Consider the following 22,968-nt stretch of genomic DNA (forward strand, 5'->3'; position numbering starts at 1 on the left):
TGGATTCATTTAGGGGCTTTGGAAACGTCTTGTGCCTGGATGCTCCCCAGAGGTAAGCGAACACCGGCGTCCTTGGCAATCTTGCGTGCGACCGAGTCATCCAGCACACCCGCAGGTGCCTGATCCACGTTGATTATTTTGTTCTTGTAAAGAAACTGGTAGATGCCGACGAGTTGATTACGAATACGGTCGTCGAAGACAAACGGCTTTTCGTCCTTGATCGGACTGCCACCAGCGTATGCGGGTATCCTGCCGTATTCGGAGAACCAGGCCATCGGGACGGTAATCCCGTTGGTCTGCCCTTTGACGATCTCGGCAACCTTGACCCAGTTTTTCGGGTTCAGCACGAAGCGCTGCGCTTCCAGTTCGGTCTTCAACCAGTCTTCGACGATATCCGGCCGCTGCTTCATGAAATCTTCGCGCATCGCGATAAAGCCGGAATCGGGCATGCCGAACGTATTCCCGGTGACTGCGTATTTCGCGATTCCCTCGCCAACCAGGTTGCCGATTCTCGATGCCGTGGGTTCCCAGAGCACAACGGCATCGAGTTTCTTCGCGCGCATGTTGGTGCTAAGAACCTCGAGCGACTGGTTCATGATCGCCGCCGGCTTGATTTTTGATTTCTCTATAACGTAGCCCAGAAAGCGATCCGCGCAACTGCCTTTCGGTGTTGCAATGGTCTTGCCATTCAGCCACTTGACGGCTTCTTCGGGGGATTTGAAGTTCGGTGCGTCGGCGCGCACCATAATCACATTGCAACGCTGTCCCGGAGAAAATCCGGTGTTGGCCACCAGCTTGATTTTGGCCACATCCTGCTTGGTCGTTGCCACTACCGCAGGCATGTCGCCGAGATAACCAATTTGTTGCTTACCCGCGAGCATTTGATTGACGATGATCGAACCTTGCAGACCACCCTGGAATTGGACCTCGCTACCGGGGGGCAAATATTTCTTCCACAGTCCCAATGCGCGGATTACCGCTGCCGAGTACGAAACAGTGTCGTAGGGCTGGTAACCGACAGTCAGCTTCACTGGTTCGGCCGCGCGCACTGCAGTCAGCTGGACAACATTGAAAATTATCAGTGCTAACGCAAGCATGGCGGTTTTAGCGTGTGATTTCATTACAGCTCCTTGATTATTATTATTAACTCGGCCATCAAATCTGGCGTGCATTTCGCCCTCAAACCCGCATGAATAAAGGGCTAGCTTAAGCGATTTGATGGTCGGCTCTATAGATATGTGAGCTACTTGCCTTTGTAGTCGGTTTCAGGCAACGCCTTAATCACGCCAACCGGGGATGTGAGTCCGCGCTCCTTCAATATTGCCTGGGTAAACTCCGGCATGACAGCGTCCGGCCGCAGCTTGTCCACATCGATACTCTTGATGGAGTGAAGAAACTTGGTCGCCCTCGTGATCAGGTCCGAAGCTTCCGGAGTGATTGTATAAGGCAGCACTAGCCGTACTGGCGTACCACCCTGAGCATCCGGAATCCTGCCGTACAGGGCACTCCACAGCTCCTTCTCTTTAAATCCGGTGGTTTGCGCCAACACCATGCGGATTACTGCATCGGCATTCTTCGGGTCCGCCATGTATTGCTCTGCATCCAGCTCTGCATTGAGCCACGCCTTGACCACATCCGGGCGCTGTTTGATGAGGTCGGCGCGCATCACCAGGAACGCGCCGTCGTGTTCATTCACCGCATTGCCGGACGCAATACGCTTGGCGAGACCTTCTGCCACCAGACGCGACGCGGTTGGCTCCCAGATGACCGCAGCATCGATCTTGCCGACCCGAAAACCGCTGGTAATGACTTCAATGTTTTGATTCAGATAAGCCGAAGGCTTAACACCCATTTTCTCGAACACGGCTTGCGCGAAACGGTCTGCGCAGGCGCCCTTGGGCACCGCCACCTGTTTTCCGTTCAGCCAATTGATGGCCTCTTTCTGATTGGCAAACTTCGGGGCGTCGGTTCTTGCGAGAAAGTTGTTGCATTGATCAACGCCCAAACCCACTGTCGCAACGATGCGCAAATCCGCGACATTCTCTTTGGTGGTAGAGACGATAGCCGGCATGTCTCCCATGTAACCGATTTGCTGTTTGCCGGCGAGCATTGCATTGACGATAATGGCACCCTGCAAGCCGACCGCGAACTCCACGGTTGATCCCTTGGGCAAGTATTTTTCATAAAACTTCATGGGCCGCATCACCACACCGGACCAGGACTCCGTATAGTAAGGCTGGTAACCCACCACCAAATGGACTGGACTCCCCACCTTGCCGTAATCCAGTTCACCCGCGAACGCGGAAGACACGCTGCCCCCCGCGGTAAAGCCAAAAATCGTGGCCAAGACTACTAACGTGACACGTACCCATCGATTAATAAAGCATGCCATGATGAACTCCTCCTATTGTTAAATACTTCCCAAATAGGGTCGTATTAAAAATACGCTTCTTTGTTAGTTCCCGTTCGTATCCAGATGAGGTGGGAACTGACGTTGGCGTAAAATCTCCTTAGCAAGTTAAAGCTTGGGCTATTTTTCCCCCGGGGAGCCCAGATGCCGGGTGATCAGGGTCGAAAGCTTGCGCATGACGAGATACCCGGAAGCCGGATCAGATTCGAGGACTTTCAGGGTTTCCTCGCCGTTCAGTCGCAGCAGAGCCGACTTTTCCAGGCAGGTAGCTTTGGCAATGCGGCGGGGTTGATGCTCGAGCAGCGCCGCCCAGCCGAACACCTCGCCTTTGCGCAGAACAAAACCGGCGGGGCTGGTACCATCGCGGCCAATGAGAAATTCGACGCGGCCAGATTCAAGAATATAGAGATCGTCAGTCGGATCACCGATGTTGTAGAGGGTGCTGCCGCTTTCGTATTCTTCGCGACATGCGAGCTGATCAAGCCTTTGCAGCGTATCGTCAGAAATGTCCATAAACAACTGCGCCGCTTTCAGCGCGCTGGATTGCAGCACGAATATCTCACCATCCTCGACCTTGACTTCGTATTTTTCCAGAGGGGCTTCGGCGAGACCAAGCGCTTTCCCGGTAGTAATATCCCACTGCCATAAATGCTGGTGACAGGTGAGCACCGCGCCATCATAATATCCTTCGGCCAGACAGACTTCCTGGTGGGGGCAAATGCCTTGATAAGCGTAATAGCAGTCTCCGGCGTTGGCGATCAGGACTTTCAGCCCACCTTCAATGTCATAGTCCTTCATCCCGTTGGTAGGAATTTCGGCCGAATTGCATATGCGTATCTTGCTCATACCGCATTCCTAACTGAATTTGTCATAGCAAATATTATCGGTGGTCAATCTCGCCTGTAGCAGTATGCGGACGGCAGCATCCACCATCGGTGGTGGGCCGGCGAGATAGGCCCTGACGTTTTGATAGCGGTCTTGCATATGACGTCCCGCTACCTCGTGCACAAAACCCTTGTCAAACGCCAGTTGCGGATAGTCAGCCAGGGCGGAGGCGGGTGCATCCTCTCTTGACAGGGCGATGGTTATATTCAGTTTGTCGCCGCACTGGGCGCGTAACTGGGAGAATTCATGGAGAAAAAAGGCGTCCTTCATTGTTTGCACCCCGAAGAACACATCACCCTTATATTGAGTGAAATAGCCGTCCTGCGCAGCCCGCGACAGAATGGACATCATTCCGGCGATGCCGCTGCCACCGGCGATACAAAGAATGTTTTTGGCCAGGCTCGGATAAAAAGTCGCGCGCCCCAAAGGACCGAATAGTTCAACTTCCACGCCCTCGCACTGGTTATTGAACAGCCATTCGGAAATACCTCCTCCGGGCTTTTTCTTGACAACAAAGTTGAGCGTTTCCGCATGACGCTGATAATTCACCATGGACCAGCCGCGAAAGCCTGCCACTCCGGGCACCTGGATCATCACAAACTGGCCGGCGTCAAACTCCATCGCCTGGTTCAGGTCGATCTGGAGATGAATCACATCAGGAGTCAAAAGCTTTACAGAGCTTATACGCCCGTTTATTGAGGCAGGCACACAGGCACCTGCACCCATGGTCTGGACAAAGCTTGACACTTCAATTGAGACGTCAGTTTTAGCTGTACACTGACACATCAGAAACTCGTCCTGACCTTTCAGATACTTGCGCCCTGGAGCCTCGGGCCAGGGATCAGAAATCTCCCCTGAGATCAACCGGGCTTTACATGTTCCACACGTTCCACTACCACATTCATAAGGCAGGTCGACAGCGCTACTCAACCCGGCATAGAGTATTTTTTTGCCATCAGCAGCATCAAAATGATGTGCCCGGTTTCTGGCGTTGAGCTGGATTTTCATGGTGTTGTTCGGCGCAGGGGCTTATCAGAATGGAATGTGAGAGCCGAAACCGAACAGCCGCGTATCAAGGCGGATATTGCGATCCAGCAATTTCGGGCCGCCGTCCCCAAGTGCGATAGTGTCGTAAACTTTACCCACCACAAACAGCTCGGTTGCACCGCCGTCAAGCGATGTCTTGAAGACCTGCAGCGCGCTGATCACTTTGGCTTGTTGCCTGGCTTCGTCGTGGTCAACTATATACACCGTGGCGTGACGGCTGAGCGGCGAATGGTCGCTGTTGTGCTTGGGTAGATTATCGAATAACGTCTTCATCCCCGCCTTGTCATGCTCAAGCCAGGTCATTTCTTTGCGGATTTCCGGACTGTAGGCGGTAATGGCATAGTGAAACGCCGGATCGCACAATTCCAGGTAACCCGCAAAGTCCTTGGCGTCCAATGCAAGGCAAGATCGGTAAATTAGCTCATTGATAGATTGTTTGGGTTCCACGCTAATCCTCTATAAAGTAATGAAATGAAAGTTTGCGAATAGATGCACTCACGCCGCAGCGGAGTCCTCTTTTTTAACATAGGGATCGGATGCCATGCGCCCCATGCGCTTGCTCCACTCGGCGTAAAAATGCCGCATTCCAATCTCATCGTGTATCGTCGAATTTTCTTCACGACCATGAATAACCCATTTGCTGTCGGTACGCTCACGCATGGCCAGTCCCTGCCCATGCACCGCCAATAGATCTTCATGCAGGTTGCGACCGAACGGCCCCCATATCTGGTTGTGATCGCGGATCCGCTCGGCGCGCTGCTCGGGCGTGTCGCTCTTCAGCCCCAGCCCGCGGAACTCGATAAGCAGTTTGTTCGGTCCCAAAGGAATGGCCGTGTCCATACGCAACACCGAGGTGCGCAGGTTGTAAGTCATGCCGGGGAAAATATCGATCAGTATCCAGCCACCTGGCGCCAACCCCGGCCAACCCACACCGCGCTCCTTGCTGCCTTCGTAAGCATCGTATTTGATCGCCATTGAACCCACTGACGCGTGACCATTCGGATAACCTGTGTACTTGCGATCAAAGTAGCCTGGTTGGATCATGCCAGTGATGCGGTTGAAGTAGTGTACGTAGTCATGATAGAACTCGCTGTTGGTGTCATGCCACAGCTTGTAATTGGTGTTGACGATCGCCTTGTGATAATGGATGACCTCCAAAGGCATGCTGAGATTCTCGTCCAGCATCCCCATCGCATCGCCTATGTATTCCTCCAGCGTGCAGCTATCATCATCCACATTTACCCAGACGAAGCCGCCGTAGCCGATTGCGCTTTTGACTTCGCGCAGACCAGCGTCCTTGCAGCCGAAGCGTTCTTGATAGCCTTCCTTGCCGCGGGTAATATCTATGCAATCCCCTTTGGGATTAAATGACCAGGCATGAAAAATACAGGTGATGCGTTTGGCGTTGCCGACGGGATCGTAGAGGAGCGTGTTGCCGCGGTGCGGACAGATGTTGTAGAAGCTGCGCACTTTCATGTCTTCGCCGCGAATAACGAAGATTGGCTCGCCACCCGGATGGCTGAAAGTCCGGTAATCGTAGGCGTTCGGCAGTTCCGATTCGTGACAGGCGATAATCCAGCACTTATTAAAAATCTTTTCCTGTTCCTCCCGGAAAATCTGTTCGTCGGTATAAATCCCGGTATCTACAAAATGAGTAGGAGGAAATTTTGGTCTTTCTTTCCATTCAATTTCAGTGCGCGACATTCTTTGGCTCCTTGGATACGTTAAGGAAAAAACATCATAGCTATCAATGAGAGACGAATAAGCGTCGTCTATGCAGGCATAAAGCATAGTCTGTGCCAGGTCGATTTAATTGGCTTCGTGTACAGCGCCACTAGCGTCACTGCCGTTATGGAAGATATCATCAGGCCAAAACGCGCCAAGTTGTTGCTACGTGTCATGACAGAGTGCGTCAAATCTGTAACAGCAACCCGCTTTATGGCGCGCCCGTGCCAGGATAGTTTGTAAGGTGTTTTTTTGGCATCACCACCACCATCATGAGGGTCGGAGTGCTGCCATGTCATGCATGTCTATGGCTCGCAAAGAAGCCATCCTTAATAAAATGCTGTTAACCAAACCACCGCCGATCAGTGCCCCGACTGTAGTGATCCCCACTTTCCGGACGGTGGTTTAAGATGGTAGCCTGCTGTAAAAGGAGCAGGTGATGAGTGAGACGAAACGCAAAAATTCAGTGGTTAGTACTGTGGAGTCAAAACGGTAAACGAGATTGCCCCGAATTTGGGGTACATCTGCCCCAAGTTGGGCTGTGTAAACAGGAACTGCCAGAACAGGCCTCATCCTTGTTTGACGTCAAGTGCAACCGCAGGCCAGTGGAAGACCGCCAGCACTGGGGCTGCCCACTTGATCCCTTGGTGCTGATCCGGCAATGTGAACAATCCGGCGGCGTCCGCTCCCGCGCCCATGCCCCGCATCTGGCCGCTGAACCAGACGAACAGCAATTGACGCTGCCGCGGGAGATCGACACCGAATACTCGCGTCACCCGTCCTATGGCAGCCCAAGATGAGCGTGTATCTGCGCAGCAAAGGGTATCAGATCAACCGCAAGCGGGTCGGCGACTGCTGGGTCGGTGTACTGAGAACTGGCAGGCATAGCACCGGGACCGATACCATGTCGCATCCAGTACATCATGCTGTCCATCTGCATCCAAAACTTACCCATCTCAGCGTCGAACTTTGCCAGTATGCAAAATGAGAAGAATGCAAAAATATTATTGAGATACTGCACTAGGGAAACTCTGCAAAACCCCCACTTCTGCGCCCCGCACCCGAGTCCATTGTGGCAATATTAAGCCCATGAAACAAACCACCCTGAATCTAGACCTCAGTCTCAAGCGCACGCGCAAGCGTGAATTTCTCGAGCAGATGGAACACGTCGTACCGTGGGCAGCGCTGGTCAAGCTGATTGCCCCGCACTACCCCCAAGGCAACAACGGGCGTCCGCCGTTCCCGCTCGAAACCATGCTGCGCATCCACTTCATGCAGCAATGGTTCAGCCTGTCCGATCCGGGCATGGAAGAAGCCTTCTTCGACATCCCGCTGTACCGCGAATTTGCCCAACTCGAAGACTATGCCCGCCTGCCTGACGAGAGCACCATCCTGCGCTTTCGCCACCGGCTCGAGCACCACCAGCTGGCCGAACAGATTCTCGCCACCGTCAATCAGCTGCTGATCCAGCAAGGCCTGCTGCTCAAAGTCGGCAGCGTGGTGGACGCCACCCTGATCCCGGCGCCCACCTCGACCAAGAACAAAGACAAGACCCGCGACCCCGAAATGCATTCCAGCAAAAAAGGCAATCAATGGTACTTCGGCATGAAAGCCCACATTGGTGCGGATGCCGATTCCGGACTGGTGCATACCGTGCGCGGCACGGCTGGCCATGTGCATGACGTGATCGAAGCCAATGGGCTGTTGCATGGCGAGGAAACAGAAGTGTATGGCGATGCCGGTTACCAGGGTGCCGCCAAACGCCCGGACGCCAAAGCGAGTATCAACTGGCACATCGCCATGCGCCCGGGCAAGCGCCGGGCGCTGGACAAGGACAAACCCATTGATGCATTGATCGACCAGTTGGAGAAACTCAAGGCGGGTATCCGCGCCAAGGTAGAGCACCCGTTCCGGGTGATCAAGCGCCAGTTCGGATTCGCCAAGGTGCGCTACAAAGGATTGAAGAAGAATACGGCCCAGCTCATCACCCTGTTTGCGCTATCCAATCTGTGGATGGCGCGGCACAAACTGATGGCACTACCGGGATGAGTGCGCCTGGAAATCAGGAAAGCGGCCTGAACCGGGCTAAAAACTCTAAAAACAGCGCGGGAATAGGCGCTTATTAAGCATTTCGCGTGGCTGATTTGAAATTTAAAGCAGCGCCGCCTGCCGCTGCGCGGTGGATGGGGTTGTTCAGAGCATCCCTAGCGTAACTGAGGATTTTTATCTGCCGGTTTGAAATGCTCTGGCCGATGATCCGGAATAAATCCGTCACGATTCGGCATAAGAATTTTTGCTAAATTTTCTGAGGTGATTGGATCATTATTTTTAATAATATTACCTTGTGAAAGAATATACCCGGCCAATGAATACACCTCATCATTCGTCAATGACCCTGGAGAATAAAATGGCATCGCACGCTTTATGTAGTCAAATAATGTCGTTGCATATGGCCAATAGCTTTCAACAGTCTTAATTGGCGCTTTTTTGGGATCATCATTCACCAAAGTTCCTCTTCCTCCGATCAAGCGATCGCCCAGGCCGCCTTCCAATTTTTGTCCGTGACAGGATGCACATTTTTCTTCGTAAATCTGTTTTCCATGTGCGATAGTGCCACTACCTGCCGGCAGACCTCGTCCATCTGGTAAAGGGGACACAAAATCTTTCAGATCATTTGCAGATGCGGGCTCTCCAAAATTATAGTGAATCGCGTCTGCGCTAATGGCATAGGTATTGAATGCTGATAAAGTACCAAATACAGTTACGAGTAAAAAGAGTTTAGTAGTAGTGAACATTGCTTACCCTCCCCTCGGTGTCAACTTTCCAGCTTTGAATTGCATTGAGATGGTAGACTGAACCAATAGGTCCATTTAAGCCGCGAATATCAATAAGTTGCCCAAGCGTTGGCTGGACATACCCGGTTTCGTCCACGCAACGACTTTGCAAAATCGCTTCTTTGCCATTCCATACCCAAGGATAACGAAAACGCGTTTGGCAAACCGGTAGAATCGGATCTTGCAGTTGCGCTGGCTTCCATGTCCTCCCCCCGTCCGTCGACACATCGACGCGTTTAATGCGTCCACGGCCAGACCAGGCCATTCCAGTGATCTCATAGAAACCGCGGCCGGGGAGCACCATTTCCCCGGATGGCCGCGTAATCACCGACTTAGCTTCCATAATCATGGAAAATTGCACGGCCTTGCCATTGGGAAGCAAGTCCGTATATTTTGAAGTTTCTTCGCGCGTCATAAAAGGCATATCAGCCAATTCAATTCGCCGAACCCACTTGATATGCGTGTTTCCCTCGTATCCTGGCACTATCAGGCGTAGCGGGTAGCCCTGTTCAGGACGAATCGCCTCCCCATTCTGACCATAGGCCAGGAAGCAATCTTTCATTGCCTTTTCAAGTGGGATACTTCGCGTCATTACCGAAGCGTCACCGCCTTCTACAAGCAACCATTTAGCGCCAGTCCTGACACCCACTTCGTTAAGGATGATTGACAGTGGAACTCCCGTCCACTCAGAAGTTGATACCAGGCCATGAGTACCCTGTACAGTTTTTAGCGTGGGCTTTGACCACTCTGTGAGACCATTGCCCGAGCATTCAATGAAATGAATTCGCGATATTGACGGAAAGCGTTTCACGTCTGACATCGAAAATTTCTTTGGCTGTTTCACCATGCCATGTACGAACAACTTATGCGTTGCCGGGTCAATTGTGGCGATGCCACCGTGGTCTCGCTCAAAATGCAGCCCTGACGGGGTAATGATGCCAACACCATGCTCCAATGGCGTCATTGACCAAGACGAGAAGGGTGTCTTGGTGGTAAAACGCCAACGTACCTCCGTCTCAAATTGAGAGCGAGTCCCATACCCTCCATCTTCGCCAATAGCGACTCCCTGAGTTTTCGTGGCATCTTCTGGAACTGGCCTCCATACAGCACCAGCAGGAGCCTTGTTTTCCGGAGACGGGGGGGTAGTTTGCGCTAATGCCATGCCAGCCACGCCCGAGCCGGCGAGCGCCGCCACGGAGGCGAGAAAATGCCGCCGACCTTGCGGTCGCTGTAGATGCTCAATACCTTTTGCGGACCCCGCAGACCCAACATTCGGGCTAAAATATACCGAATTGGCGCTTATCCTAGCTTTAGCCAGAAATGCCTCTTCGGCTTCAACCAAAGAAGCGATCTTTAATTTGCTTTTGGTATCATGATCATGATCGGGTTCAAAAATAGTCATTTGCACACTCCCCTTCTGTTTAGCAATAGTTAGTGACGGTGGTTTTTCCTAAAAATGCCAACAAAATCAATCTATAATTATTCAGCGTCCCGTGTGTTCATGGAGCGGACTGCAGGCGCTGCTTTTTGCTTATCGATTTGGTAGCCAACTCACTCTACCCCGCAAATTCTAACCACCGGTTAACACATGCTTGCCCAAGCCAGCAATATATTCAAAAATTTAGCAATAATCATGCTAAATCGATTGTTTTGTTATTTATCAATTGGCTACCAATATTCCACCTAATTTTCAGCACTAATACCGCAACAACTTGATTCAATAACCGTGACAGTTTGTCACTTCTCGGGTATCGGCTAGCCCAACACAATTCGCACGCAATGGTTATTTAAAAGACTGATTTATTTCCATTTTTGCCAATCTCCGGGGGAATTGAAGCAATCGGCATGAGAATTGCTTAAAATCATAAAATCCTTTACTGAATAGCTTTCCCATGACCGAAGAATCCGCGCGCAGCACCGACCAGGCGGGCCTGATGCCAGCGCTCCACCGGCTGCAGGACCAATTGGGGTACCTCCCTGACCATGCCATAGCGCAACTGGCCCAAGCACACAATGTCTCTCGCGCCGAGGTGATAGGCGTGATCGGCTTCTACCACGACTTCCGCCGCACCCCGCCCGGCCGTCGGCGGCTCCAGGTGTGCCGGGCGGAATCCTGCCAGGCCATGGGCTCCGAGCGCCTGGCTGCCCACATCTGCAGGCAGCTGGGCGTGGACTTCGGTGCCACCACGGCGGATGGTGCGGTCACGTTGGAAGCGGCCTACTGCCTGGGTAACTGCGCCTGCTCACCGGCGATCATGCTGGACGGCAAGCTGTATGGACGGGTCACCGCAGAACGCCTGGATGCCCTGCTGACGGAGGAGCAGCCCGCATGACCCCCCGCATTTTCATTCCTCGCGACTCCGGTGCCGTTTCAGTGGGCGCAGAGGCTGTTGCTCGGGCAATCGTCGCCGCAGCCCAGCACCGAGGCATACTCGTGGACATCGTGCGCAATGGTTCGCGCGGTCTCTACTGGCTGGAACCGCTGGTGGAAGTGGAAGTGGCCGGACAACGTATCGGATATGGTCCGGTTGATCTCAAGGACGTGCCCGGCCTGTTCGAATGCGGTTGGTTGCAGGGGGGGGCCCATGCGCTGTATCTTGGTCCAACCGAAGACATTCCTTATCTGCAGAACCAGGCCAGGCTCACCTTCGCCCGCATCGGCATAACCGATCCCCTGTCCCTGGATGATTATCGTGCCCACGGCGGTCTCATCGGACTGGAGCGTGCTCTGGGCATGAAGGCCGAGGACATCGTCGGCGCGATAGACACAGCGGGACTGCGCGGACGCGGCGGTGCGGGCTTCCCCACTGGCATCAAATGGCGCACGGTCATGAATACTGACGCCACTCAGAAATACATTGTCTGCAATGCCGACGAGGGCGACTCCGGCACCTTCTCCGACCGCATGCTGATGGAGGGCGATCCTTATTGCCTGATTGAGGGCATGATCATCGCTGGCCTGGCAGTGGGCGCGGACACCGGCTACATTTATTTGCGCTCGGAATATCCAGACGCCTGGGATGTATTGGACAACGCCATCATCAGCGCCTGCCGGGAAGGCCTGCTGGGCGATGACGTGATGGGTTCCGGCCGCCGTTTCGAGCTGCATCTGTTCAAGGGTGCCGGCGCTTACGTGTGCGGCGAGGAGACCTCGCTATTGGAGAGCATCGAGGGCAAACGCGGTCTGGTACGCGCCAAGCCGCCGCTGCCCGCACTGAAGGGCCTGTTCGGACGCCCCACGGTGGTGAACAACGTCATCACCCTGGCCAGCGCGCCCTGGATCCTGGCGCATGGCGGTGAGGCCTACAAGGACTACGGATGGGGCCGCTCCCGCGGCACGCTGCCGTTCCAGTTGGCCGGCAATCTCAAGCACACCGGCCTGGTGGAAGTGCCGTTCGGCATCACTCTGAATGAACTGCTGTACGACTACGGGGGCGGCTCAGCCAGCGGCCGGCCACTGCGCGCGGTGCAGGTGGGCGGCCCACTGGGCGCCTATCTGCCCGCATCCCGTTTCGACTTGCCCCTGGACTACGAGGCCTTCGCCGCCGTGGGTGCCTCAGTGGGCCACGGTGGCATCGTGGCCTTCGACGACAGCGTGGACATGGCGAAAATGGCCCGCTACGCCATGGAGTTCTGCGCCATCGAATCCTGCGGCAAATGCACGCCTTGCCGAATCGGCTCCGTGCGCGGGGTAGAACTGCTCGACGGCATGATCGCGAGCCGTCCCCAAGCTGTCAACGACGACACTTTGCTGCGCGATCTTTGTCAAACCATGCTGGAAGGATCGCTTTGCGCCATGGGCGGCATGACCCCCTATCCGGTACTGTCCGCCCTCGATCACTATCCGGAAGACTTCGGCCTGGCGCCGAAACGAGAGGAGACCGCTACATGAGCCTGCATTCCCACAACGACCGGGGCACCCCTGCCCGCACATCCCCCCAGCAAGTCACCTTGCGCATTGATGGCATCCCCGTCACCGTAGCGGCCGGCACTTCGGTCATGCACGCAGCCGCCGAGGCCGGCATCGATATCCCCAAACTCTGCGCCACGGAACAGCTGGAGGCTTTTGGCTCCTGCCGCCTGTGCGTGGTGGAGGTAAAGGACCGGCGCGGATACCCCGCCTCCTGCACGACGCTGGTAGATGAGGGGATGGAGGTCACCACGGAAAGTGACGCCCTGTTCCGCCTGCGCCGGGGTGTGATGGAACTGTATATCTCCGACCACCCGCTGGACTGCCTGACCTGCTCTGCCAACGGCGACTGCGAACTGCAGGACATGGCAGGCCGGGTGGGCTTGAGAGAAGTACGCTACGCCGACGGCCACAACCACCTCTCCGAAAGCGCGGACAACTCCAACCCCTATTTCGCCTATGACCCGTCCAAGTGTATCGTTTGCTCCCGCTGTGTGCGGGCCTGTGACGAAATCCAGGGCACCTTCGCGCTGACCACCACGGAACGCGGTTTCGACAGCCGCATCGCGGCGGCCGGGGGGGACGATTTTCTGTCTTCCGAGTGCGTCTCCTGCGGTGCGTGTGTCGCGGCCTGCCCGACGGCGGCGCTGATGGACAAGTCCGTCATCGCGTTGGGCCAGCCCCAGCGCAGTGTCACGACCACCTGCGCTTACTGCGGCGTGGGCTGTTCACTGAAGGCCGAGCTGCAGGGCGAGAAGGTGATCCGCATGGAGCCGGATACCGCGGGCGGCGCCAATCACGGTCACGCCTGCGTCAAGGGCCGCTTCGCCTGGGGCTACGCCACCCACGCGGATCGCATCACCACACCGATGATCCGCAAATCCATTCGCGGCCCGTGGCGCGAGGTAAGCTGGGAGGAGGCCATTGCCTACACCGCGTCCGAATTCAAGCGTTTGCAAACCCAATACGGCGCGGAATCGATCGGTTCAATCACGTCCTCTCGCTGTACCAACGAGGAAACCTACCTGGTGCAGAAACTGACCCGCACTGCTTTCGGCACGAATAACGTGGATACCTGCGCCCGGGTCTGTCATTCACCCACTGGTTACGGTCTCAAGCAGACCTTGGGCGAGTCCGCGGGTACCCAGGATTTCGATTCGGTGATGGAGGCTGACGTAATCCTGTTGATCGGTGCCAATCCCACCGACGGACATCCGGTGTTCGCCTCGCGCATGAAACAGCGCCTGCGTCAGGGTGCCAAACTGATCGTCGCTGACCCCCGCGCCATCGACTTGGTGGACACCCCGCACGTGCGCGCCGCCCATCACCTGAAACTGCTGCCCGGCACCAACGTGGCCCTGGTCAATGCGCTGGCCCACGTCATTGTCAGCGAGGGATTAGTGGACGAGGCCTTCGTGGCCGGGCGCTGCGAAGCGGAAGCCTTTGCCAAATGGAAGACTTTCATCGCCGATCCGCGCCATGCTCCCGAGGCCACCGAGGCTGTCACCGGCGTGCCGGCCAAGGAGATGCGCGCCGCCGCGCGGCTCTACGCCACCGCTCGCAACGGCGCCATCTATTACGGCCTGGGGGTCACCGAGCACAGCCAGGGCTCCACCATGGTCATGGGCATCGCCAACCTGGCCATGGCCACCGGCAACATCGGCCGGCCCGGCGTGGGTGTGAACCCGTTGCGCGGCCAGAACAACGTGCAAGGCTCGTGTGACATGGGCTCCTTCCCCCACGAGTTGCCGGGCTACCGCCACGTCTCCGACGACCTCACCCGCAAGCTGTTCGAGTCGGCCTGGGGGGTACCGCTCAGCAACGAACCGGGCTTGCGAATCCCAAACATGTTCGACGCCGCCATTGCCGGCAGCTTCAAGGGCCTGTACGTGCAGGGCGAGGACATCGCCCAGTCCGACCCCGACACCCAGCACGTCACTGCCGCCATGGAAGCGCTGGAATGCCTGGTGGTGCAGGATTTATTCCTGAACGAGACGGCCAAGTTCGCCCACGTATTCCTTCCCGGCGCCAGCTTCCTGGAGAAGGACGGCACTTTCACCAACGCCGAGCGGCGCATCTCCCGGATCAGGAAAGTGATGCGTCCTCTGGCCACTTACGCTGACTGGGAGGTGACCCAGATGCTGGCCAACGCTCTGGGCTACCCCATGCACTATGCGCATCCGTCCGAAATCATGGACGAGATCGCCCGGCTGACGCCCACCTTCCACGGCGTGAGCTACGCCAGGCTGGACCGCCTGGGCAGCATCCAGTGGCCCTGCAACGAAGCACATCCCGAGGGCACGCCCACCATGCACGTGGAGGAATTCGTGCGCGGCAAGGGGCGCTTCATACTCACCGAGTACGTGGCCTCTGAAGAGCGCGTCAATCGCCGCTTCCCCCTGCTGCTTACCACGGGGCGCATCCTTTCCCAGTACAACGTGGGTGCCCAGACCCGGCGTACCGCCAACACCGTGTGGCATCCGGAGGACATCCTGGAACTGCACCCGGCAGATGCTGAGGACCGGGGCATCCGGGATGGCGACTGGGTAGGCGTGCAAAGCCGCGCCGGCGAAACCGTGCTGAGAGCGAAAATCAGCGAGCGCATGCAGCCCGGCGTGGTCTACACCACCTTCCACTGGCCCGGTTCCGGGGCCAACGTGGTGACCACCGAGAACTCCGACTGGGCCACTAACTGCCCCGAGTACAAGGTGACCGCGATACAAGTCTCACGGGTGGAGCAACCCTCAACGTGGCAGAAGGAATACGCCCGTTTCAGCGAAGAGCAGTTGGCCCTGCTGCGGCCGGTGTCCGCCCATGCGCCCGTGTGACCTTCCCGAGCCAGCTTTGACCCTGCCTGCAGCCATGCTGGAAGTCGTGGTGCGGGAATCCGGCAGTGAACGCATCGATACCGTGCCGGAAGAAGTGCCGGTGGCCCTGTCTTACAACGGCATCTCTCATGCCGTCATGCTGACCAGCCCCGCGGATCTGGAAGACTTCGGCCTGGGTTTCAGCCTGAGCGAAGGCATCCTGACCCAGCCTTCTGAACTCTACGACCTGGAGCTGGAAGTCAGCGAGCATGGCGTGGTCGTACAAATGCGCGTCTCAGAGGAGCGTTTTGTCGGCCTCAAGGCGCGGCGCAGGACGCTGTCAGGACGTACCGGCTGCGGCCTGTGCGGGATAGAAAGCCTGGATCAGGTGGCTCGCCCACTGGCGCCTTTGGCCGCCGGGCAACCCATGCCCGCCGCGTCCATGCACAACGCACTGCGTCAACTCCAGCTCAACCAGCCTCTGCGTGCCAGCACTGGCGGGGTTCATGCCGCAGCCTGGGCGGACCGGGCGGGCAACCTGCTGGCGGTACGCGAGGACGTAGGACGCCACAACGCCCTGGACAAACTCATCGGCGCAATGATCCACATGGACGCAGATCCGCGACAAGGCTTTGCGCTGGTAACCAGCCGGGCCAGTTTCGAAATGGTGCAGAAGGCCGCCAGTGTCGGTATCCCCCTACTCGCAGCAGTTTCCGCGCCAACCGGCTACGCCATACGCCTGGCCCGGGAAACGGGGCTAACCCTGGCCGGATTCGTGCGTTCTGACCGCCACATCCTCTACGCGCATCCCGAGCGCATCACGGAATGAACCCGCTATGAACATCGCGAGACTGATACACATGGCGAACCAGATCGGTAATTTTTTTGAAACCGATCCGGATCGCACCATCGGAATGGCCGGTGTGGCCAACCATCTAACCCATTTCTGGGAACCGCGCATGCGCAAAGCACTCATCGCCCACCTGGATACACCAGGCAAGACCGATCTAAGCCCTTTCGTCAGGGAGGCCTTGAAACTCCACCGCAAACAGCTACTGGTTGACAAGGAGCCCGCATGAGCCAGGCATTCATTGCACTAGGCGGCAATCTGGACCATCCTGCCAATCTGATCCGCGCTGTATTTGCTGAACTGGATCGCCTGCCCGGATGCCGCCTGCTACGGGCCTCTTCCCTGTATCGCACGGCGCCGGTAGGCTATGATTTCCAGCCCGATTTCATCAATGCCGTCGCCCTGCTTGAAACCACATACCCTCCCCATGCGCTCTTAATGGAATTGCTGGCCATGGAAACTCGCCATGGGCGCGTACGTAGCATTCGCAATGGTCCGCGTACGCTAGACCTGGATCTTCTGCTTTACGATGACCTGATCCTTGATGATGCCACCCTCACCTTGCCTCACCCACGCATGCACATGCGCCCCTTCGTTCTCGTTCCCTTATTGGAGATCGCACCCAATAGCGTCATACCGCTTCGTGGCCCCGCCGCCTCGATGCTTGCAGCACTTGCCGATCAGGACGATATCTGGCGTGTCGATGGAGAGGAATTCGACAAAGGCTTCCAGATACTATGCGCACTCGGCCAAGGCATGGTGCCAATCTCCCGCAAAGAAACAATAATGTAACGGATCGGGCACGGGGCGGGGCCACCTACGCCGTCCCACTCCAGACATGCGGTTCCGCACCCGGTGGGTTCCTGCCTGCCAGGCTTCCCTCCGCGAATTTCGTCCCGTTCTTCGACTATCCGCCAGAGCTCAGGAAGGCCATCTACACGACCAATGCCATCGAATCAGTGAACATGAGCCGGCGTAAAGTCACCAAGAGGATGGGCTTGTGGTGCAACTGCCAAGAGTGAAATTGACATTGATACATGAAATACGGGACTACCTGAAGAAACCCAGGGAATGAATCCATGCAAGCAACGAACTGCCCAGAAGTCACCATCAAGAAACCCAGTGAGTGTACTGCTGAAGAGATCCAAGGCTTTGTCGCTTTTGTACTCGCAGGTGGCGAAGTAATGACAGCTGGGCTTGATGAAAGAGTGCGAAAAGCTGAGTTCCTTGTATTCTTATCGCAAGACGGTTGCCTCAAGGGTATAGCCGCAGTGATGAAGCCGGCCCCAGATTATAGAAATCGTGTATTCCAGAAAGCGCATGCATCCAGGCAGGACACGGCATTTCCATTCGAGCTCGGCTGGGTGTTTGTGCTCCCGTCATCACGTGGTGCGGGGTTCTCGCACAAGCTCGTGAATGCCAGCCTTTCCACCATAAGTGGCCAAGGCATATTTGCTGCATCACGCACAGACAACAGGGCCATGCACCGCGTACTCAAGGCTCATGGCCTGTTTTCCGTCGGCCAGCCTTATACTTCAAGCCAGGGAAATCATCAACTTATCTTGTTTGCTAGCCGCACTGCAACCGAATCCGGCGCTTCAGTAGATGCGTCATAAGCCCCCCTGAGCTGGACGTCGGAACGAACCCTGATGCCGCTGTGTGCAGATATCTGCTCCCCAGTGTCCGCCTGGGACGCGGGCTAATGGAATGGCCGCCTCTCCTGCCCGGTAATTCGCATTTCCCCAGAACGGGTTTTCCGTTATTGCGGGCCAAGCACACGCAATATTTCTTCCATTGTGGTCAGTCCTTGTTGCACCTTGTCACGCCCGTCTTGCAGCAAGGTGGTGGCACCGAGTGCACAGGTCATTTTGGTAATCTCCAGTATGCTGCCGCCGGTGGATATCAAGTGGCGCATTTCGTCGTTCGGAACCAGAACTTCGTAAATGGCGATGCGTCCCCGATATCCGCTGTTGTTGCAGTGCAGGCAGCCTTTCCCTTTGTATGCCTGCGGTATGTTATTCAAAAAAACCGGGCCGAGCTTGGCCGCCAATCCCGTATCAGGTGTAACCGGTACGCGGCAGTGATCGCAAATTTTTCTGACCAGGCGCTGTGCAATGACGCCTTCCAGCCCGGTTGCGATCAAATAAGGTTTGAGTCCCAGGTCGAGCAGCCGCGAGATGGTCGCAATTGCCGAGTTGGTATGCAAGGTTGAAAATACCAGATGACCGGTCAAGGCGGCGTGAAAAGCAACTTCCGCCGTCTCCAGGTCGCGGATTTCGCCTAGCAATATGACATCCGGGTCCTGGCGCAAAATCGCGCGCAGCACAACCGGGAAAGTGAGCCCGATTTTTTCCTTGATGAGCACTTGCCCGGCGGTGTCCATGTAATATTCAACCGGATCCTCGATCGTGACATAGTTGCGCTCGGGCGTGGCACTATGTTGTAACAGCGAATAAAGCGTGGTGGTTTTACCGCTGCCGGTTGGCCCGGTTGTCAGGATGATGCCCTGCGGTTTTTCCATAAAACGCGTAACACTCTCCAGGTCAGGTGCGGAGAAATTGAGTCCCTCAAGGCCCACAATCGCTGAATTGCGATCGAGTATGCGCATCACGATTTTTTCGCCATTGACCGTCGGGAGCGTAGAAATCCTCAGGTCGACCATACGGGTCGGTGTTTTTACGGTAATCCGGCCATCCTGCGGCCGCCGCCGTTCACTGATATCGAGTTCCGACATCACTTTCAGCCGCGATATCAGAGAGAGATGGAAGGCTTGGGGAATGTGAATCTTATCGATCAGAACGCCATCGATGCGGTAACGGACAACCACGTTTTTCAGCCGCGGCTGGATATGAATATCGCTGGCGCCGAGGCGAATCGCTTCCAGGATGATCGAGTTGACCAGGCGAATAGCTGGCGGTTCTTCGGTACCGAGCAACAGTTCTTCGAGACTGAGGTTTTCGTCGTCGTCGATAACGACTTCAATGCCCTCATAGGGATCGGGGTTGTCGAACAGGGTTTCCAGGTCCTGGAAGCTTACCTCCTGGTTCTCACCGTAGATGGCCGCGATTTTTATTCGTATTGCCGCTATCGGAGCGATAACCGGCTCTATATTGAACCCGGAAACAAAACGCATATCATCGATCAATCCCATATCGAGCGGATCGGCCATTGCCAACATCAGGCGCTTACCTTCCAATTTAAGCGGAACCACCAGCTGGCGCTCACAAAAAATGCGTGGGATCAATGCAGCAACGACCGGATCGACCTGAAACTCCGTCAAAGCCACTTCTTCCATCAGCAACTCTTTGCGCAGGATGTCGTGTATGGTTTTTTCGCTAATCCAATCACGCTCCAGCAACAACTTGACTATGGGTTCTTTGCGTTGCTGCTGCAACCGATGCAGCTCCTGTACTTGCTGGCTGCTAAGCAAATTGCGTTTGTTGAGAATGATTGCCAGCTGGCTACGATTGCTCACAGCGAGCCTGGATAATGCAGCCACTTCCTTGGCTTTGCTGATGTTCTCGTTTTGCAGTTGTTTGTTTTTCTGCAGGAGCTCGTACTGTTCCAGAGCGAGGGCTACCGTGACGCGCAAATCATCGTCGTTCCACGGCTTGAGAATGAATTTGTAGACTGCGCCTTCTTTGATCGCCGCCATGACAGCAGTTGTATCGGCGTGACCCGTCAACATAATGCGGATGGTTTCAGGGTAGAGTGCTTTGACTTGCTTGAGCAGCACCGCACCGGTTACGCCAGGCATCAAGTAATCAGAAATGATCAGCTGTGCCGGGTCTGAACGCAGCATGTCCAGCCCTTGTTGCGCACTAGTGGCCAGTACAACCTGATAATTTTCCTGGCGGAACACGCGTTGCAACGCCTTCAGCACGTTTTCGTCGTCGTCGACCAGCAATATCCGATATGGCTTGCGCGGTGGCGCAGCTGGCGATGCGCTTTCTTCGCTGGTGGTACCGGTGAACAGTGAGGAGAAACGTGACATGGCTTTCATTCCCTGATAAGACATTGCCAGCCAACGGGTAGATGTATTGTGACGGTCGTGCCTTTTCCCGGCTCGCTTTGTATCAATATGTCGCCGTCATGGGCGGTCACGATATCGCGGGCAACGGTGAGCCCCAGACCCGTGCCCTTGCCTACCTCGCGCGTGGTAAAGAATGGGTCGAAAACACGCGCCAGCGTGCTTTCAGCCATGCCGTGCCCGTTGTCGCTAATTTGCACCGACGTCAAGCCGTCGCGATATTCGCTGCGTATCTTGATCTGGCCGCGTTCCGGCATGGCTTGTGCTGCGTTAAGCAGGACATTCAGCAGCGCCTGGTTGATGCGGCCCGGGTGACATTTCTGCTTAGGCAGCTCGCCCAGATCAAACAGCAAATCGGCGGTTTTGCTGAGTTCATGTGTCGCCATATTGCATACCGAGCGGATGTTATCGTTGATGTTGACGACCTGAATTTCAGTGTGGTCGATATTCGAAAAATCCTTCAGATCGGCCACGATGCGCGCAACGCGTTCCGTCCCGGCGATGCTTTCGCCGAGCAGATCGGAAAAATCCTGAATGACGAAATCGAGATCAGCCTGTCGCCAGCCTTTGGCAATCGCTGAGTCAGGCGAGCTGTTTACCAATACTGCGAGTTGCGCGAACTGTTGCACATATTTTTTAGCGGTGTTCAAGTTGCTTTTTATGAAGCCCACAGGATTGTTGATTTCGTGTGCGACACCGGCCGCAAGCTGGCCGACTGAAACCATTTTTTCTGTCTGATATAGTTGCCGCTGTGCAGTTTCGATGACTGCAACCTGCTGCTGCACGCGCAGTTCCAGCGAGGCAGCCAGTTCGCGGTAACGGGTTTCTGAAATCACCAGCGCCGCGTGCTTTTTTTGCAAAGCTTCGTAATCGGCGTCGATCGCCTCTATGTGCAGTGCAGATGCCATGTAATAGCGCGCGGCGCTGTGCAACAACAACTCGATTAACAAAACAGCAGCTTTGATTTTTTCTGGATCGGCGCTAGCCGTCTCCAGATTTCCGATCGATTCCAGCTCATAACGGATCGGGGAATGGGTCGTTGCAGTGCCGGGTTCAGCGCTGCCCGCCACCACCTGGCCACCGGCAGTGGTGAGCCGGAATCCGCAGCCGAACATCGCCTCAAGAATCTGTTGCAGCTTACCCGCGGGCAGACCCGCGAGTAATTCTTTCAGTGTCAGCTCGCGGTCGAATTGCCTGGGTGTCAGTTCCATAGCGGTTCATCCAATGGTAGCGCAGGCAGACTCGACAAAGCTGCGCTGTTCTATACCGTGCTTGCTCACCAGCTGGAACTCCGTGTCCAGGTTGCGATGAACCTGCGCCAGCAATTGGCTAAAGGTGTCGACCACGCCGTCGCCGTGCAACGCGCTGGCAAATACGATGGGCCAGGAAGCGGCGCTCCATCGCTGCGAAATTTCCGCCTCGGACAGGATGTTTGTTTGGTCACGCTTGTTGAACTGGACAACTAACGGCAAGCGATCCAGATCAAGCCCGACGCGATGCACGTTTTCAGCCAAATTGTCGAACGATTCGCCATTGTTGACACTCTGTGATCGCTGCGAGTCCGCTACAAACACAACACCGTCCGCTCGCGACAGCACAGCTTTGCGTGTGCCGTCATGCGCCACCTGGCCGGGTACAGTAAACAGCTTGAATTTGATCAGCAGGCCGGTGCTGGCGGTAAACGCAAGTGGCAGCAAATCGAAAAACAGGGTTCGATCGTTCTGCGTTTCCAGCGTCATGATCTCGCCTTTAAGCTGCGGCGCAATCAAGTCATGCAAACGCATGATATTGGTCGTTTTGCCACTGAGCGCCGGTCCGTAATAGACGATCTTGATCGTCAGGCGGTTGGATTCTTCGTTGTAATCGGCCATTAAGCGAAGCGCTTGCTTATCCCTTTAAAAATCATTAATGATCATCAAACAGTATCACCGAGCCATCGGGTCCCCAGTTGACCTTGGTTATACCTGGATGTTCCAGTTCCAGTTGCTTCAGGGCCATTTCCTGCTGGCTTATTTTACCTTGCTGTACGCGCGTCAGGTCCGCCAGACGCTCATTTTCAAGGAGCACCGCCCGATAAGCCAGCTGTTGGGTAATCGCCGCTGTCAACTCATAGTCATTCCAGGGCTTGGCTATAAAGCGTGAAATTCCGGCTTCATTGATCGCACCGATAAGACCATCCAGGTCCGCATATCCGCTTAAAATCAGTCGGGCAATATTCGGCTGATATTGTTTTAATGCCTTCAAGAACGCCACGCCATTCATTGTCGGCATACGATAATCCGACACAACCAAATCGAAGGCGGTATGAGATGCGCGCTCAAGCGCTTTCTCAGGCACGCGGAAAGTTTCGATGACAACTTCGGACTTTTCCCCGTCCGGACCCGCAAACAGCAGCGTACCGAGAACACGACGCAATGCGTTCAATATATTTTCTTCGTCATCTACGAGCATCAAGCGGTACATAACATCA

The 22,968-nt window shown here is 55.6% G+C and carries 21 protein-coding genes and 1 pseudogene; 10 read left to right on the top strand and 12 right to left on the bottom strand.

What is annotated here, in order from left to right:
• Positions 1–5 precede the first annotated feature (5 nt).
• The 6 genes from GZH91_RS13170 to GZH91_RS13195 all read right to left on the bottom strand — a co-directional run bounded on the left by GZH91_RS13170 (position 6) and on the right by GZH91_RS13195 (position 6,046).
• Positions 6–1,172 (bottom strand): ABC transporter substrate-binding protein, encoded by a 1,167-nt coding sequence (locus tag GZH91_RS13170; protein ID WP_147071531.1) that lies wholly within the window; start codon positions 1,170–1,172, stop codon positions 6–8.
• Between the two features lie 71 nt (positions 1,173–1,243).
• On the bottom strand, positions 1,244–2,392 hold the full coding sequence (locus tag GZH91_RS13175) for an ABC transporter substrate-binding protein (protein WP_147071533.1): 1,149 nt from the start codon (positions 2,390–2,392) through the stop codon (positions 1,244–1,246).
• A gap of 138 nt (positions 2,393–2,530) precedes the next feature.
• Complete coding sequence (locus tag GZH91_RS13180; protein ID WP_147071535.1) at positions 2,531–3,256, bottom strand: cyclic nucleotide-binding domain-containing protein; 726 nt, start codon at positions 3,254–3,256, stop codon at positions 2,531–2,533.
• A gap of 9 nt (positions 3,257–3,265) precedes the next feature.
• Positions 3,266–4,303: a 2Fe-2S iron-sulfur cluster-binding protein gene (locus GZH91_RS13185; protein WP_147071537.1), complete on the bottom strand. Its 1,038-nt coding sequence runs from the start codon at positions 4,301–4,303 to the stop codon at positions 3,266–3,268.
• A gap of 24 nt (positions 4,304–4,327) precedes the next feature.
• Positions 4,328–4,789 carry an aromatic-ring-hydroxylating dioxygenase subunit beta gene (locus GZH91_RS13190; protein ID WP_147071539.1) on the bottom strand — a complete coding sequence of 154 codons (462 nt, stop codon included), beginning with the start codon at positions 4,787–4,789 and terminating at the stop codon, positions 4,328–4,330.
• Between the two features lie 48 nt (positions 4,790–4,837).
• Positions 4,838–6,046 (bottom strand): aromatic ring-hydroxylating oxygenase subunit alpha, encoded by a 1,209-nt coding sequence (locus GZH91_RS13195; protein ID WP_147071541.1) that lies wholly within the window; start codon positions 6,044–6,046, stop codon positions 4,838–4,840.
• A gap of 596 nt (positions 6,047–6,642) precedes the next feature.
• On the opposite strand from GZH91_RS13195, the gene GZH91_RS13200 reads away from it, so the two are divergent.
• Both GZH91_RS13200 and GZH91_RS13205 read left to right on the top strand, forming a co-directional pair.
• On the top strand, positions 6,643–6,867 hold the full coding sequence (locus GZH91_RS13200) for a hypothetical protein (protein ID WP_147071543.1): 225 nt from the start codon (positions 6,643–6,645) through the stop codon (positions 6,865–6,867).
• 289 nt (positions 6,868–7,156) lie between these two features.
• Positions 7,157–8,116, top strand: a complete 960-nt coding sequence (locus GZH91_RS13205; protein ID WP_161984272.1) for an IS5 family transposase — start codon at positions 7,157–7,159, stop codon at positions 8,114–8,116.
• Between the two features lie 155 nt (positions 8,117–8,271).
• Here the strand turns inward: GZH91_RS13205 and GZH91_RS13210 are convergent, their stop codons facing one another.
• Entirely contained in the window at positions 8,272–8,862 is a 591-nt protein-coding gene (locus tag GZH91_RS13210; RefSeq protein ID WP_147075171.1) for a c-type cytochrome, read from the bottom strand.
• Entirely contained in the window at positions 8,846–10,303 is a 1,458-nt protein-coding gene (soxC, locus tag GZH91_RS13215) for a sulfite dehydrogenase (RefSeq protein ID WP_198415314.1), read from the bottom strand. Before soxC ends, GZH91_RS13210 begins: the two co-directional genes overlap by 17 nt.
• Positions 10,304–10,793: 490 nt before the next feature.
• On the opposite strand from soxC, the gene GZH91_RS13220 reads away from it, so the two are divergent.
• The 8 genes and pseudogenes from GZH91_RS13220 to GZH91_RS13255 all read left to right on the top strand — a co-directional run bounded on the left by GZH91_RS13220 (position 10,794) and on the right by GZH91_RS13255 (position 18,084).
• The gene (locus GZH91_RS13220) at positions 10,794–11,234 is read left to right on the top strand and encodes a formate dehydrogenase subunit gamma (protein WP_147075123.1); all 441 of its coding nucleotides are present in this window, start codon (positions 10,794–10,796) and stop codon (positions 11,232–11,234) included.
• Positions 11,231–12,793 carry a formate dehydrogenase beta subunit gene (locus GZH91_RS13225; RefSeq protein ID WP_147075117.1) on the top strand — a complete coding sequence of 521 codons (1,563 nt, stop codon included), beginning with the start codon at positions 11,231–11,233 and terminating at the stop codon, positions 12,791–12,793. The genes GZH91_RS13220 and GZH91_RS13225 overlap by 4 nt, the downstream gene beginning before the upstream one ends.
• Positions 12,790–15,639, top strand: coding sequence for a formate dehydrogenase subunit alpha (gene fdhF / locus GZH91_RS13230; RefSeq protein WP_147075118.1), 2,850 nt, complete (start codon positions 12,790–12,792; stop codon positions 15,637–15,639). Before GZH91_RS13225 ends, fdhF begins: the two co-directional genes overlap by 4 nt.
• Positions 15,626–16,447 carry a formate dehydrogenase accessory sulfurtransferase FdhD gene (gene fdhD / locus GZH91_RS13235; protein WP_147075119.1) on the top strand — a complete coding sequence of 274 codons (822 nt, stop codon included), beginning with the start codon at positions 15,626–15,628 and terminating at the stop codon, positions 16,445–16,447. Before fdhF ends, fdhD begins: the two co-directional genes overlap by 14 nt.
• Positions 16,448–16,454: 7 nt before the next feature.
• Positions 16,455–16,697 carry a formate dehydrogenase subunit delta gene (locus GZH91_RS13240; protein ID WP_147075120.1) on the top strand — a complete coding sequence of 81 codons (243 nt, stop codon included), beginning with the start codon at positions 16,455–16,457 and terminating at the stop codon, positions 16,695–16,697.
• Positions 16,694–17,260 (top strand): 2-amino-4-hydroxy-6-hydroxymethyldihydropteridine diphosphokinase, encoded by a 567-nt coding sequence (gene folK / locus GZH91_RS13245; protein ID WP_147075121.1) that lies wholly within the window; start codon positions 16,694–16,696, stop codon positions 17,258–17,260. Before GZH91_RS13240 ends, folK begins: the two co-directional genes overlap by 4 nt.
• Before the next feature lie 98 nt (positions 17,261–17,358).
• Positions 17,359–17,466 (top strand): annotated as a pseudogene (locus GZH91_RS13250) (transposase); the annotation flags it as partial.
• An 81-nt stretch (positions 17,467–17,547) separates the two neighbouring features.
• On the top strand, positions 17,548–18,084 hold the full coding sequence (locus GZH91_RS13255; protein WP_147074147.1) for an N-acetyltransferase: 537 nt from the start codon (positions 17,548–17,550) through the stop codon (positions 18,082–18,084).
• Positions 18,085–18,227: 143 nt separating this feature from the next.
• Here GZH91_RS13255 and GZH91_RS13260 read toward each other — a convergent pair whose 3' ends face one another.
• Genes GZH91_RS13260 through GZH91_RS13275 form a run of 4 tightly spaced genes read right to left on the bottom strand, consistent with a single transcriptional unit; the run spans position 18,228 to position 22,961 of the window.
• On the bottom strand, positions 18,228–20,462 hold the full coding sequence (locus GZH91_RS13260; protein WP_147074145.1) for an ATPase, T2SS/T4P/T4SS family: 2,235 nt from the start codon (positions 20,460–20,462) through the stop codon (positions 18,228–18,230).
• 5 nt (positions 20,463–20,467) lie between these two features.
• Positions 20,468–21,709, bottom strand: a complete 1,242-nt coding sequence (locus GZH91_RS13265; RefSeq protein WP_147074143.1) for a sensor histidine kinase — start codon at positions 21,707–21,709, stop codon at positions 20,468–20,470.
• Between the two features lie 6 nt (positions 21,710–21,715).
• On the bottom strand, positions 21,716–22,369 hold the full coding sequence (locus GZH91_RS13270; protein WP_147074142.1) for a GTP-binding protein: 654 nt from the start codon (positions 22,367–22,369) through the stop codon (positions 21,716–21,718).
• Positions 22,370–22,403: 34 nt separating this feature from the next.
• Positions 22,404–22,961, bottom strand: a complete 558-nt coding sequence (locus GZH91_RS13275; RefSeq protein WP_147074141.1) for a response regulator — start codon at positions 22,959–22,961, stop codon at positions 22,404–22,406.
• Positions 22,962–22,968: the final 7 nt, after the last annotated feature.

The organism is Sulfuriferula plumbiphila (assembly GCF_009938015.1).
GTDB classification, from domain to species: domain Bacteria; phylum Pseudomonadota; class Gammaproteobacteria; order Burkholderiales; family Sulfuriferulaceae; genus Sulfuriferula; species Sulfuriferula plumbiphila.